This window comes from Pseudomonas sp. AM4(2022) (assembly GCF_036346515.1).
Lineage (GTDB): Bacteria > Pseudomonadota > Gammaproteobacteria > Pseudomonadales > Pseudomonadaceae > Aquipseudomonas > Aquipseudomonas paracarnis.
Window position 1 is genome coordinate 93,960 of the sequence record NZ_JAOTNW010000009.1, and the last position, 14,220, is coordinate 108,179.

Genomic DNA, 14,220 nt, shown 5'->3' on the forward strand with positions numbered 1-14,220 from the left:
ACGATATACAGCCTTGTGCGGCTAAATTATTCCGGTCGATCTGCGTTCTTACGGTGGGGTAACCATCCCTTGTGAGGGTGTTCAATTTGACTGTGGAGTCGGCGTGATTATTTCCAACGGGTTGTCCAGAGTGGGCGTGGCAGGGCTGTTGCTGGGGTTGAGCCTGGCCGTATCGGCACGGGAACAAGTAACGCAGGCGTCGGCGGATATCCGGCGTACCAGTTATGGCGTGCCGCATATTCGCGCCGTTGACGAGCGTGGCCTGGGGGTGGGTATGGGGTACGCCTATGCCCAGGACAACCTGTGCCTGTTGGCCAATGAGGTGACCACGGTCAATGGCCAGCGCGCCAGGTTTTTCGGGCCGGACCAGGCGACCTTGGAAGAGCGCAACAACCTCGCCAGCGATGTGTTCTTCAACTGGCTGAACACACCCAAGGCAGTGGCGGCATTCTGGAAAGCCCAGACCCCGCAGATGCAACAGCGCCTCGAAGGGTATGTGGCCGGCTACAACCGTTACCTCAAGGAGCAGGGTGCACCCGCACAGTGCCAGGCCGCGTGGGTACGCCCCTTGGTAGTGGAAGACTTGGTCAAGTTGACCCGTAGGCTATTGGTGGAAGGGGGCGTCGGCCAATTCGCCGAAGCCTTAGTCGGGGCTGCACCCCCCCAAGCCACCGCCGGTGTCCAATCCAACGCCAAAGCCTTTGCACTGGCCGCAGCCAACCAACAACGCTTCACGCTGGACCGAGGCAGCAATGCCGTTGCCGTGGGCCGTGACCGCTCATTCAATGGCCGTGGCATGCTGCTGGCCAACCCGCATTTTCCTTGGGTGGGCGGCATGCGTTTTTACCAGATGCACCTGACCATCCCTGGCCAGTTGGATGTGATGGGCGCCGCATTGCCAGGGCTGCCCGTGGTGAACATCGGCTTCAACCAGCATGTGGCGTGGACCCACACCGTCGACACCTCCAAGCATTTCACCCTGTACCGCCTGACCCTCGACCCCAAGGACGCCACCCGTTACCTGCTGGACGGCAAATCCGTGCCCCTGGATAAAACGGCCGTTACGGTACAGGTCAAGCAAGCCGACGGCAGCCTCAAGGCGGTGACCCACAACGTCTACAGTTCGCAGTTTGGCCCCGTAGTGCAATGGCCGGGCAAGCTCGACTGGGACAGCCGCTACGCCTTCAGTCTGAGGGACGCCAACCTGGGCAACGACCGGGTGCTGCAACAGTGGTACGCCATGAACCGCGCCGGTAGCCTCAAGGAGCTGCAAACCTCAGTGCATACCCTGCAAGGCATCCCCTGGGTCAACACCCTGGCCGCCGATGACCAGGGCCAGAGCCTGTACATGAACCTGTCGGTGGTGCCCAACGTCAGCGCCGCCAAACTGGCAACATGCAGCGACCCACGGGCCGGCCTGCAAATGATCGTGCTCGACGGCGCCCACAGCGCCTGTGCCTGGGACATCGACCCGCGCGCGGCCCAGCCGGGTATCTTCCCGGCCGACCAGTTGCCCCAGTTGCAACGCGGCGACTACGTGCAACACTCCAACGATTCCGCCTGGATGGCCAACCCCAAGGCGCCGCTAAGGGGCTTTTCGCCGGTGATCAGCCAGGACAACATCGGCCTCGGCCCGCGTGCGCGCTTCGCGCTCCAGCGCCTGCAAGCCCTTGAGAAGCAGCCGATCAGCGTCACCGACCTGCAAGACATGGTCATGGACAACGAGGTGTATCTGGCGGGCCAAGTCATGCCCGACCTGCTGGCGTTCTGCGCCAAAAACCTCGGGGCCGATGCCGCTGCACTGCAACCGCTGTGCACCAGCCTGAAAAACTGGGACCAGCGCGCCAACCTCGACAGCGGCGTGGGCCTGGTGCACTTCATCAACCTGATGCAACACCTGCAGCAAATCCCCGACGCCTGGCGCGTGGCCTTCGATCCGGCCCATCCCCTGACCACCCCTAGCGGCCTCGCCATCGACCGCGCCCCGGTCGCCAAGGCATTGCGCGAAGCCATGCTAGCCTCCAGCGCTGAGGTCAACAAACTGGGGCAGACCCGTTGGGGCGATATCCAAGTCTCTGGCCAAACCCCCATCCACGGCGGTCCTCAAGAACTCGGCGTCTACAACGCCATGCAAACCGTGCCCCGCGCCGACGGCAAACGCGAAGTCATCAGCGGCACCAGCTACCTGCAAATCGTCAGCTTCGACGACAAAGGCCCCAACGCGGTCGGCGTACTGGCCTTCTCCGAGTCCAGCGACCCTGCATCCGCCAACTCAAAGGACCAGACCCAAGCCTTCTCCGAGAAAAAACTGCGCCCATTGCCCTTCACCGAGGCCCAGATCAAGGCCGACCCGCAGTATCAAATCCATACGGTGAAGGAGTAGGGCGGAGGCGCAACCCCTTGATGCCAAGGCAGAATATTTTTTGAAATCAAGGGGTTGCAGGCCTAGGCAAATGAGTACATAATGGCGCCCATCGAACGCAACGAAGCATTAAAAACTTCAATGTATTCAATGAGTTAGAGTAGAGGCAGGCTTCACATAGCCCCACTCAAGTTTGTATGCGGTGAATGTCAGCAACAAGGGCATTGATCGTTTGAGGCCGAGTAGCAAAATGGTTATGCAGCGGATTGCAAATCCGCCTACGCCGGTTCGATTCCGACCTCGGCCTCCACTCTTAAAAGCCCCGTAGATTAACGTCTGCGGGGCTTTTTGTTGTCTAAAAAAATGCGAAATTTCGAGTTATTACCGTGATGTTTACGCTCGGATTGGGTATGGTAGCGCTACGCCATTATTGGCGAAAATAAGCCGAAAAAAGTAGGTCTACGCCTGGCTTTCGTTATCACTTGGCTTTAACCGTTTCGTTTGTTGTGTAATAGCTTCGAATTTAAGGAGAGACAATGCAAAGGAAGTTTTTGTCAGATGAGTGCCCAAATTACAAGTGCTTGGAGATGTATTTGGCGCAGGGCAGATTTGGAGATTTGCCAGATGAAAAATTGCATAAATTGCAGCATGAACAGGCGAATAATAAAATTGTATTTGAAGAGATGCGGAGTAAAAATATTGAGCTGTTTAAGCTCGATACTGAAAATGTAGCAGAAAAAGTTTTACAGGATTTAGCTGGGCTTGCACTGCCCACGAGATATGACAGTCCGTGGGGGTATCAACAGATAAGTTCGTTGATTCAGAAAGTAAAAGGGGCAGCTAAAGATTTGGGTCTTGAAGTGGAGCTTTTTCCACTCCATGCAACGCTGCCGACAGGCCAAGTTAATGCGATGGCCGTTAACCTACCGTGCTCTTCGAAAGCTTTTTTGCTGTTTGATCCGGAGCTATTAACTTTTTGCAATATTCTCTCTAAGTTATATGCTCAATGCTTGACGGCTAACGTAGAGTCTCGTTCAGGGAATAAAAAAATTTTACGAGCGGTCATTGAGAGCTCGCCGGAAATTCCTATTCGGCTAAAGAGTGTGCTTGAAGCGTTTGTCAAGACGGGGCGACCGGGTACCTCCCCACCTTTTTCCGTTGATACGAGCAGTATTCGGTTGAGTAATATCCTCCGTACTAGCATGGAGGTTTTTGTTGTTGCTCATGAGTTTGGCCATGTGTATGCAGGTCATTTGAGTGAGTTACTTTCTAAATTGCATATAGCAGCACCTGAAATATCCTTGCCGACGTCCCATGTTCAGGAATTTGAAGCGGATTATTTCGGTTTGGTGCTTACGGTCTTCGCACTCAAAAAAGAAGGTTATGAACTTCGCCATATTTTGGGGGCGATTAAGTTATTTTTTTCGAGTTTGGATCTCGCAAAGCGTTACGCTGATTTTAAGGCTTACGGAAGTAGCCGAAAGTTTGTCAGTGAGGCGAGCGACACGCACCCTTCAAATGAAAGTAGAAAAAAAGCAATCGATGAAGCGATCGAGAGTTTCAATGCTGAATCTGACGATTTAGAATTGGCGCAGCAGTTCTACAGCTTGATAGATGAGTCGACTGATTTGCTCTGGTGCGCCATGACCTCAAAGGCAAAAAAAATTGGGAGTAATGATCTATGTCCCTGTGGTTCGACGAAAAAGTATAAGAGATGCTGTCGAGTTAAATGATAACTAGATAACAGCGTGTACCTTGTTTTGGGGGGCGGAGAGGGGCGAAGTCAGAGAGAGGTTTTTATACGAAAAGCTCTTTAGGGTCGCTCTGATCCAACTTGATCGCTGAGTTTGATTTGCTCAGTAAGCAACGGTTTCCCCTGACTAGAAACGATCGACAGTAAGACGGTTCTCTATCCCAAACATTTCGAGTCATGAATTTGAGTCAAAACATGGCCATTAATCAACGCGCGATCTCTGATTGACGTTTAGAGAGCGCATTCTGCAATGAGCTTGCAAGGTCTCTCGAAAATTCTGGGCGATTCATCACTTGCACTCTCATTCCGTGAAACTGAACCAAACAAATGATGTCCGATTGCTATCGGCCAAGGACGAGGTCCGCCAAGCGCGCATTGGGTCTACGCTCATTAAAGCCTCACGCGACCTCAACATGCCGGTTTAGCCGCGCGCTTATCCTGCCAGCGCACGATAACGCCCGCACTCATCAAAGCTGACAGAGTGACTCATGAAACAAAAAATTCTTCTTGTAGCCGTGTGTGCTGCACTCATCCAAGGCTGTGCCGCCCCTTCCAAAAGCCATGAAGAATCACCTTCAATGCCTACCACCTCAGCCGCTGTAGCCCAGCCAACCTTATCCGCTTACGACTGGAACCTGGTCTCGGCAACTGACGCGTCGGGCAAGCCTCTCGTGGCGATGAACAAAGGCATCGAGCGCAAGTTGCGTGTTGCCTTCGGTGACAAGAGCCTGAACATCAGCGGTGGCTGCAATCGGCAGTTTGGCGGCTATCACTATCAGGACGGGGTTTTGAAGGTGCAGCCACTGGCCTCTACGCTGATGGCCTGTGACAAGAGCCTGATGGACCTTGACGCCCAAGTAGGGCGGCTGTTCAAGGGCGATCTGCGCGCTGTCATCACCGGCAGTGACATGGCACCGATGCTGCAACTGACGACAGCGGATGGCTCGGTGCTCAAACTGCAAGGCGAGGCCACCCCGCAGACCCGTTACGGTAGCGAGGGTGAGGTCAAATTTCTGGAAGTGGCGGCGAAGACGGTCAAGTGCAGCCATCCTTTGATCCCGGACTATCAGTGCCTGCAAGTGCGCGAACGTCGCTATGACGACGCGGGCCTGCAACTGGCGACCCAAGACACCTGGCATCCGCTGTACCAGCCCATCGAAGGCTTTGTGCATCATGACGGCGTGCGCACTGTGTTGCGGGTCAAGCAATACGAGTGGAAGAATCCGCCAGCGGATGCGCCTTCGACGGTCTACGTGTTGGATATGGTGGTCGAGCAGGACGCTTCTGGCAGCAAGTAAGCGAACAGAAACCCCGTAGATTAGCGTCTACGGGGTTTTTTATTGCCTGTGATTTATCCGTGTTTTCGACGAGTGACACGTCTAGATCAAGGGTTCTGGGCCGATCAGGGGTTGTCACGTGCGCATTTGCCGACTACCCTGAAAATGTTTGAATTATTACAAACAATTTCGGTGTGGCTGTTTTTTAGGTCACACGGCTTCAGGACGAGGAACGAAAGATGTTTTCACATGAAGGTACCGCAATAGAGCTATTGGTCTTGGTTTTTGGCGTCACCGGGTTGTTGTTGGTCGCCTGGTTTATTCACCATCAATATGAGCTCAGGTCGCGTAAACATGTAAAAAAACAACATGCCTCTAGCCAGCAGCGCGAAGTTCAGAGCCGCTGACTGTCCATTCACCTGTGCCAGCCTTTACGGCTGGCTTCAAAAGTGTATGCCTCGATCCCCCCCTAGCTGTACGGGGCGCAGCGCGCCGTAACCCACTACTGTCGCAGGCACATCACCACCGCTTGGATGCCGCGCCATGATCATGTCTACCAGCCTGTTATCAGCTTTCGTGCTGTTCGCTTTTGTCTCTTCGATCACCCCAGGGCCCAACAACACCATGTTGCTGGCCTCAGGCGTGAATTTCGGCTTTCGTCGTTCGATGCCTCATGCGCTGGGGATCAGCATTGGCTTCATGCTGTTGGTGATTTGTGTGGGGCTGGGCTTGGGCGAGGTGTTCAAACTGTTTCCGTGGGCCTACACGCTGTTGCGTTATGTCGGCGCCGCGTATTTGTTGTATCTGGCGTGGAAGATTGCCAATGCGGGCGGTATGTCTGACAACCCGGATGAACACGGCAAGCCGATGACCTTCCTCGGTGCGGCGGCCTTCCAGTGGGTCAACCCCAAGGCGTGGATCATGGCGCTGGGGGCGATCACCACGTACACGCCGGCCGAGGGTTATGTCACTAATGTGCTGGTGATCGCCCTGGTGTTTGCGGTGGTCAACCTGCCGAGTGTGTGCGTGTGGGTGGGGTGTGGCAGCGGCTTGCGCAACGTGCTGCGTGAGCCGCGCTGGTTGCGGATGTTCAACTGGTCCATGGCCGGGCTGTTGGTGCTGTCGCTGTATCCGATGCTGTTTGTGGGCTGAGGTGGCGTAGGTAATCACAATGCGAAGCGAGCCGCTCTTGATCTTGCTCTTGATCTGCTTTTGATCTGAAGCGCCCCGTTAAACCCCGCTGGCGGATTACGGGCACACCGAGCCTAAGCGAGGTGCCGAGGGGTGGGGCAAGAGCGTTTTGCTTACTTTGGCCTGGGCCGGCATCCCGGCTTTTGCAAAGTGAGCCGCCGTCAGGGCGGAACCCTAAGTGGCCGTTACCGCAGGAATGGATATGTACACAATCCAACTGTGTTGACTGTCAGGCCGCCTTCGCGAGCAAGCCCGCTCCCACAGTAGGATCGCGGGGTGTCAGGTAGATAGATGTCGGCTGTCAGGCCGTCATCGCAGGCAAGCCAGCTCCCACATTTAGATCTCGGGGCGTCAGGTAGATAGGCGTCGGGTATCAGGTCGTCACGGGAGCAAGCTCCCTCGCCACAGGGCCAGCAGCGCGGGCTTAGACCGGCGAGATGGTCGCCAACATGCCGATGCCAATGGTCAATACCAAAAAGCCGAACAGGAAAATTGCCATCTTGGTCATAAGGCCTCCGAGGGGAAGGGGGCGACAGGAGTGTCGGGATGGGGTTATTGTCCGCCTCAAGCGGTTTTCAATACAGGCGCAGATTGAAAAGAAAAAACCGTATCAGATGATCGCGCAGCGCCTGGGCCGTGGCTTTTCAAGCGAACAGTTTTTATCAAGATCAGCGCCGCGGCCTCTGCCAGCCGTGAGCGTCACCTGAGACAGGCACTGCATTTGCCCCTAAGATAGCGCCCACTGCACAACAATAAGCGTGGGCCGACCCTCGATGGAAAGACGCCAGTTCAGCGGTGGCATGCAAGGCAAGAACCTGCGCTACCTCAGTGATAACCCCCAGCAATCAACCTCGGTCACCCGTGTCGGTTTCCTGCTGCTCGAACACTTCTCCTTGCCGGCCTTTACCCAGACCCTCGATACGCTGGTGACTGCCAATCTGTTGCGCCCTGATCTGTTCGCTACGCGCACCTTCGGCTGGGGTGAGGGCGAAGTCATCAGCGATCTGGGCCTGGTCATTCGCCCGGATGCGAACCTGATCCTGGCGACCTTGCAGGACTTGGACCTTCTGGTGATCTGCGGTGGCTTTCGCACCGAACTCAAGGCCAGCGAGCCGTTTATCCAATGGCTGCGCAGTGCTGGCGAGGCAGGCGTGCGCCTCGCCGGTTTGTGGAACGGTTCCTGGTTCCTCGGGCGTGCGGGGCTGTTGCAGGGTTACCGCTGCGCCATCCATCCCGAGCATCGCCCGGCACTGGCCGAAGTGTCCAAGGCGGCGCAGGTCACCAGCGAACCCTATGTCATCGACCGCGACCGCCTCACCGCGTCCAGCCCCTCGGGGGCTTTCCATATGGCCTTGGACTGGATCAAGAGCCTGCATGGCAAAGCGTTGGTCGAAGGCATCGAAGATATCCTGGCGTTCGAAGAGTCGCGCTACCGCCGCATCAAACCCACCGAAAACATGTGTGTCAGCGCGCCACTGCGCGAGGTGGTGAAGCTGATGGACGCCAACCTAGAAGAGCCCCTGGAACTCGATCAACTCGCCGTCTACGCCGGCCGTTCCCGCCGCCAGTTGGAGCGCCTGTTCAAAGAACAGCTGGGCACCACGCCGCAACGCTACTACATGGAATTGCGCGTCACAGAAGCGCGGCGCCTGTTGCAGCACACTGAGTTATCCCAGGTGGATGTGCTGGTGGCGTGCGGGTTTGTCTCGCCGAGCCATTTCAGCAAATGCTACAGCGCGTATTTCGGCTATCGCCCCTCCAAGGAGAAGCGGCTGGTCAAGTAACCTGGGGGTGTAGAAAGATTTTCACAAGGAGTGGCAATGGACATCACGCTTTTGGATCGTTATCGCGGCAGCCTACTTGGGCTGGCGTGTGGCGACGCTGTAGGGACGACTGTTGAATTCATGCCCCGTGGCAGCTTTTCTCCCGTGACGGATATGCTAGGCGGCGGACCGTTTAGCCTCAAGCCTGGCCAATGGACTGACGACACGTCCATGGCGCTGTGTCTGGCCGAAAGCCTGTTGCGCAAAGGCGGTTTTGACGCGATTGACCAGATGGGACGCTATCTGAATTGGTGGAAGTGGGGTTACTTGAGTTCTACCGGAGAGTGCTTTGATATCGGCATGACGGTTCGCGAAGCGTTGGAGCAATTTCAGCTAAGTGGCAACGCTTTTGCGGGCTCAACGCATCCGTATTCGGCCGGCAATGGTTCAATGATGCGCCTCGCACCTGTCGTGTTGTTTTACTTTCCAGATCGGGCGGACATCCACCTGTTTGCCGAGCAAAGCTCGCGAACTACTCATGCCGCGCATGAGGCTATCGAGTGCTGTCTGCTGCTGGCCGAGGCTATCAGCAATGCCCTGAGCGGTGTTCCAAAGAAGCAGGTGCTGAGTTTTTCCCACACCGCGCTGTCGGCCCCTAAGGTCAAGGCTATCGCCTCTGGCGATTATCGCGATAAAACCTCTGCTCAAATCGTTGGCTCAGGTTATGCAGTGGCTTCGCTGGAGGCCGCATTCTGGTGTTTCGATCAGACCTCCAACTTTGCTGAGGCGATACTCGCCGCCGCCAACCTTGGGGATGATGCAGACACTACTGCCGCAATCGTTGGGCAACTGGCGGGGGCGTATTACGGCGTCCAGGCTATCCCTGTCGGTTGGTTGAACAAGCTATGGATGCGCGATGAAATCCAAGAAACAGCTGATGCGTTATTCAGCACTTCGCGCCTACCACAGTAAGGTTCAGAAACGATCCAGCCGATAAGGCTGTAGTTCTGGCACCCGCTCACCCGCCGCAAGCTGCCCAACCCTTTCGGCCGTCACCGCCGCTTGTGTCAGCCCTAGATGCTGGTGACCAAATGCAAGCAGCACTTTGCCCTCGCACACCCGGTCAATGATCGGCAGCGAGTCGGGCAGGGAAGGACGAAACCCCATCCAGGGCGTGGCTTCGCTGTCGCTCAAGTCGTGCCGGAACAGCCCTTTGCTCAACCGGTGCAACTGCCAGGCCCGTTGCATATTGGCCGGGCGGTCGAGGCCGGCGAATTCGACCGTGCCGGCCAGACGCAGGCCGCCGGTCATCGGTGTCATGATGAATTTGCGCTCCAGCGAAGTGACCGCGAATGGCAGGCGCTGTTGTTCGTGGGGCAGCATCAGGTGATAGCCACGTTCGGTGTCCAGTGGCACTTGTTTGCCGGTGAGTGCGGCGGTGAGTTTGGCCGAATGGGCGCCGCAGGCGATCAGCACTTGCTGCGTTGTCAGTACGCCTTGGTCGGTCATCAGGGAAACGCCACTACCCTCCAGGCGTCCGTCCAGAACGCGTTGCTGGAGAAATTGCACCCCCTCGGCCTTGGCCGCGTTCACCAGTTCGCCAACCACTCTGTACGGGTCCAGAAAGTGTCCGGTAGCGGGAAAGAACAAACCGCCTTGTATCGCGTCGCTCAGTTGCGGCGCAGCCGTGCGTACTGCATCGCCGCTCCAAAAGTGCACGGCGACGCCTTGCTGGGTCATGCGGTGCTGCAATGCATCCAGTGCAGCGCGGGATTCGGCGCGCTCAAATACCAGTAGCGACCCGTCTTCGCGCAGCAAGTGCGTTTGCCCAATCGATTGCAGCAAGCGTTGCCATGCGCCCAGGCTGCCTTCGTTCAAGGCGCGAAGGCCCGCCACGGTGCGCTGGTAACGCGCTGGCCGTAGGTTCAGCAACAGGCGGATGAACCAGGGCAGGGCGCGGGGCAGGTAGGTCCAGTCCAGGCGCAGCGGGCCCATGGGGTCCAGGAGCATCGCGGGCAAGCGCTTGAGGATCGACAGGTCGGCGATGGGGAACACCTGCTCCGTTGCCAGGTGGCCGGCGTTGCCGTAGGAGGCGCCCATGCCGGGGGCCTGCGCGTCGACCACGACGACTTGGCGGCCTTGGCGTGCCAGCTGCAAGGCGCAGGCGACGCCGATAATGCCGGCGCCGACTACCACGATGTCTGCTTGATTGGGATCGGCCATGATTACGCTTCTCGCTGGCCGTCGAGTAGGCGCCGCAACCGCAGCGGGTTGTCGTGCTGCAGCGCGGTGGGCAGCAAGGCGCCCGGGACGTCCTGGTAACACACCGGGCGCAGGAATCGCAGGATCGCCGCCGTGCCCACCGAGGTACTGCGCGCGTCCGAAGTCGCCGGGAAGGGCCCGCCATGCACCATGGCGTCGCACACTTCTACGCCAGTTGGCCAGCCGTTCACCAGCAGGCGCCCAGCCTTGCGCTCCAGCACCGGCAGCAGTGCCCGTGCGTGTGGCAGGTCTGAGTCATCCATCTGCAGGGTGGCGGTGAGTTGACCTTCCAGGTGTTCGGACACCTGACGCATTTGCTCGATATCGCGGCACTGCACCACCAGCGAGGCGGCGCCGAATACTTCGGCTTGCAGGTGTTCATTGTTCAGGAAAGCCTCGGCCTGGGTCACGAACAGATGGGCCTGGCCCTGGTTCGGCCCGGTCGCTGGCAAACCCTTGGCGGCGTTGCTGGCGTGCCTGGCCAGGGCGGCCACGCCGGTTTCGTAGGCACTGAAGATGCCCGGTGTGAGCATGGTCTGGGACGGGCAACGCGAGAGCCGCTCACTGGCAGACTGAATAAAGCGGTCCAAAGCGGCGCCTTGCAGGGCGATCATCAGGCCAGGGTTGGTGCAGAACTGGCCGGCGCCTTGGGTCAGCGACGCTACGAACCCTTCGGCCAAGGCTTCGCTCCGAGCTTCAAGCGCAGCAGGAAACAGGTACACCGGGTTGATCGAGCTCATTTCTGCGTACACCGGGATCGGCTCCGGGCGTGCCTGCGCCGCTTGGCACAGGGTAATACCGCCACTGCGCGACCCCGTGAAGCCCACGGCCTTGATGCGCGGGTCGCGCACCAATGCGATACCCAGCTCATTACCTGCGCCGTAGAGCAGTGAAAACACACCCTCCGGCAAGCCGCAGTGCTTAACCGCCTGGGCAATGGCGCGGCCCACCAGTTCGCTAGTGCCGGGGTGCGCGTTGTGCGCCTTGACGATCACCGGGCAACCGGCGGCAAGGGCCGATGCGGTATCACCGCCCGCCACGGAGAAGGCCAGGGGGAAGTTGCTGGCACCGAACACCGCCACCGGGCCCAGGGCGATATGGCGCTGGCGCAGGTCGGCACGGGGCAGGGGTTGGCGCTGGGGCTGTGCGGTATCGACGCGCACGTCGAGCCATTCGCCCAGGCGCACGGTGCGGGCAAAAGCGCGCAGTTGCCCGCAGGTACGGCCGCGTTCACCTTCAATGCGTGCGCGAGGCAAGCCGGTTTCGGCGCAGGCGCGTTCGATCAACTCATCACCCAAGGCTTCGATGTGGGTGGCGATGGTTTCAAGCAACGTGGCGCGATCTGCCAAGGTGGTTTCGCGGTAAGCATCGAACGTAGCCCAGGCCAGTGCGCAAGCCTGTTCGACGTGTTGCTCATCTCCGCCAGCGTAGGCGGGTTCCAGTAGGGCGTTGGTGGCGGGGTTGATCGCCCGGATCGCATCGCGATGGCCGCAAATGGATTGCTGACCGATCAGCATCTTGCCTGTCAGAGTCATGGTGACATCCTGGAAAACAAAGGAGGTGTTGTAAGAGCGAGCTTGCTGTGGCGAGCAAGCTTGCTTGCGCTGGGGTGCGAAGCGCCCCTAATAAAAACCGGAGACTGCTGCGCAGTCAGCGGGAGCAAGCTCCCTCGCCACAGCAAGCTCGCCCCTACAGAAAATCAAGCGGCGTTCTGTTCTGCCGACCAGTTGGCATACCACTGGCGGAATAACGCGTACTGCTGCTCGGCATACCGGCGCTGGGCCGCGCTGAGGCCGTCGGTTTCGTTGAAGTGCAGGGCGTAGCCCTGGTCGCCGTTGAGCACCATCAAATGCTTGTAATACAGCACCAGGTCGCAGCCTTCGTCGAACGACGACAACACCGCCAACGCAGCTTCCAGCTCGCGGGCCTGGCGACGCGCCTTGGCATCGCCCTTGGCGGCTTTTTTGCTCAGCGCCACCAGTTGCAGCACTTCGCGCGGCAGTGCATTGCCGATGCCGGTAATGGCGCCGGTGGCGTTGCAGTTGACGAAGCCGTGTACCACTTGGGTATCGACGCCGACCATCAGGGTCACATCGTCATCCTGGGAGGTGATGTTTTCGGCGGCGTAGCGCAGGTCGGCGGCGCCGCCAAACTCCTTGAAGCCGATCAGGTTAGGGTGTTCGCGGCGCAGTTCGAAGAACAGGTCGGCGCGGGTGGCGAAACCATAGTAGGGGCTGTTGTAGATCACCGCCGGCAGGTTGGGGGCGGCGTTGAGGATCGCTGCAAAGTGGGCCTTTTGCGCGGTGACCGAAGCGCCCCGGGACAGCACGCGGGGAATCACCATCAAACCATGGGCGCCGACTTTGGCGGCATGGGCTGCGTGGGATACGGCCTCACGGCTGTTCACCGCACCAGTGCCGACGATGGTCGGCACACCCGCAGCCACCAGGCGCGCCACGCCTTCCTGGCGCTGGGCCTCGGTGAGCAGCGGCCAGTCGCCCATGGAGCCGCAATACACCACGGCACTCATGCCGATGTCGATCAGCTCGCGGCCTTTGGCGACCAGGGCGTCGAAGTCCGGTTGGCGCTCGGCGGTGCAAGGGGTCATCAGGGCGGGCATGCAGCCGGTAAAGATGTTGTCGCTCATGGTGCTAACTCCAGGTTCATTTAAATAAAGGGCTCAAATGCCCCAGGCAAACGGGTCCTGCTCGTCGATCAGCAAAGTGCTGTCGGCGGTCATGTAGGCGCGGCCGGTGATGAATGGGCGTACGTGTTCGCCGTCCCACTCATAGCGGCCCAGGAATTGGCTGCCGGTGATGCTGGCTTGTACCCAGGGTTCTCCTGCGGCCAGTTTTGCGTCGGCGGCCAGGCAGGCGAGCTTGGCGCTGGTGCCGGTGCCGCAGGGGGAGCGGTCATAGGCTTTGCCGGGGCACATCACGAAGTTGCGGCTGTCGGCGTGGGCGTCGTCGGCGAACAATTCGATATGGTCGATCAGCGCACCGCCTGCGCCACGGATGCCTTGGGCTTCGAGGGCCTTGAGCATGGCCCAGGTGTAGTCGGTCAGCGCCTCCACGTTATCCATCTGCAACTCATGGCCGTGGTCCGACACCAGGAAAAACCAGTTACCGCCCCAGGCGATGTCGCCCAGCACCACGCCATGCCCAGGCACTTCAACCGCCACTTGCTTGCGATAGCGGTAAGCGGGCACATTGCGCAGGGTCACGCTGCCGTCTTCGTGCAAGGTGGCCGCGACCGGGCCTACCGGCGTGTCGAGGCTGTGCACGCCCGGTTGGATCAGCCCCAGGTGGTGCAGCGAGGCAACCAGACCGATGGTGCCGTGGCCGCACATGCCGAGGTAGCCGGCGTTGTTGAAGAAGATCACCCCGCAGGTCGCCCCCGGCGTGACTGGCGCGCAGTACAGCGCGCCCACCAGCACATCGTTGCCCCGTGGCTCCAGCAGGCAGGCACGGCGCCATTGATCGTGGTGGGTGCGCAGATGGTCCAGTTGATCGGCTATCGAGGCACCGACCAGTTCGGGAAAGCCGCTCATGACCAGGCGTGTAGGTTCACCGCCGGTGTGTGAGTCAATCACATGCAGCCGTTTCATAAGGC

10 protein-coding genes and 1 tRNA gene are annotated in these 14,220 nt (G+C 58.9%); 7 read left to right on the plus strand and 4 right to left on the minus strand.

Annotated features, from left to right (window positions below; translation table 11 throughout):
• Window positions 1-103: 103 nt before the first annotated feature.
• From pvdQ to ODQ19_RS14460, 7 genes are all read left to right on the plus strand, one after another.
• Window positions 104-2,383: a bifunctional acylase PvdQ gene (gene pvdQ, locus ODQ19_RS14430; RefSeq protein ID WP_330210415.1), complete on the plus strand. Its 2,280-nt coding sequence runs from the start codon at window positions 104-106 to the stop codon at window positions 2,381-2,383.
• Between the two features lie 215 nt (window positions 2,384-2,598).
• A tRNA-Cys gene (locus tag ODQ19_RS14435) sits at window positions 2,599-2,672 on the plus strand.
• 226 nt (window positions 2,673-2,898) lie between these two features.
• Entirely contained in the window at window positions 2,899-4,095 is a 1,197-nt protein-coding gene (locus ODQ19_RS14440) for an SEC-C metal-binding domain-containing protein (protein ID WP_330210416.1), read from the plus strand.
• Between the two features lie 598 nt (window positions 4,096-4,693).
• Complete coding sequence (locus tag ODQ19_RS14445) at window positions 4,694-5,413, plus strand: META and DUF4377 domain-containing protein (protein WP_330210417.1); 720 nt, start codon at window positions 4,694-4,696, stop codon at window positions 5,411-5,413.
• A gap of 522 nt (window positions 5,414-5,935) precedes the next feature.
• Window positions 5,936-6,544, plus strand: coding sequence for a LysE family translocator (locus tag ODQ19_RS14450; RefSeq protein ID WP_330210418.1), 609 nt, complete (start codon window positions 5,936-5,938; stop codon window positions 6,542-6,544).
• A gap of 839 nt (window positions 6,545-7,383) precedes the next feature.
• Window positions 7,384-8,367, plus strand: coding sequence for a GlxA family transcriptional regulator (locus ODQ19_RS14455; protein WP_330210517.1), 984 nt, complete (start codon window positions 7,384-7,386; stop codon window positions 8,365-8,367).
• 36 nt (window positions 8,368-8,403) lie between these two features.
• Complete coding sequence (locus ODQ19_RS14460; RefSeq protein ID WP_116667439.1) at window positions 8,404-9,318, plus strand: ADP-ribosylglycohydrolase family protein; 915 nt, start codon at window positions 8,404-8,406, stop codon at window positions 9,316-9,318.
• A gap of 3 nt (window positions 9,319-9,321) precedes the next feature.
• Here the strand turns inward: ODQ19_RS14460 and ODQ19_RS14465 are convergent, their stop codons facing one another.
• From ODQ19_RS14465 to ODQ19_RS14480, 4 genes are all read right to left on the minus strand, one after another.
• Window positions 9,322-10,569: an NAD(P)/FAD-dependent oxidoreductase gene (locus ODQ19_RS14465; protein WP_330210419.1), complete on the minus strand. Its 1,248-nt coding sequence runs from the start codon at window positions 10,567-10,569 to the stop codon at window positions 9,322-9,324.
• A gap of 2 nt (window positions 10,570-10,571) precedes the next feature.
• Window positions 10,572-12,143, minus strand: a complete 1,572-nt coding sequence (locus ODQ19_RS14470; RefSeq protein WP_330210420.1) for an aldehyde dehydrogenase (NADP(+)) — start codon at window positions 12,141-12,143, stop codon at window positions 10,572-10,574.
• A 164-nt stretch (window positions 12,144-12,307) separates the two neighbouring features.
• A complete protein-coding gene (locus tag ODQ19_RS14475; protein WP_032897145.1) occupies window positions 12,308-13,255 on the minus strand; it encodes a dihydrodipicolinate synthase family protein in 948 nt (315 codons plus the stop codon).
• 33 nt (window positions 13,256-13,288) lie between these two features.
• Window positions 13,289-14,215 (minus strand): 4-hydroxyproline epimerase, encoded by a 927-nt coding sequence (locus ODQ19_RS14480; protein ID WP_330210421.1) that lies wholly within the window; start codon window positions 14,213-14,215, stop codon window positions 13,289-13,291.
• Between the last annotated feature and the right edge of the window lie 5 nt (window positions 14,216-14,220).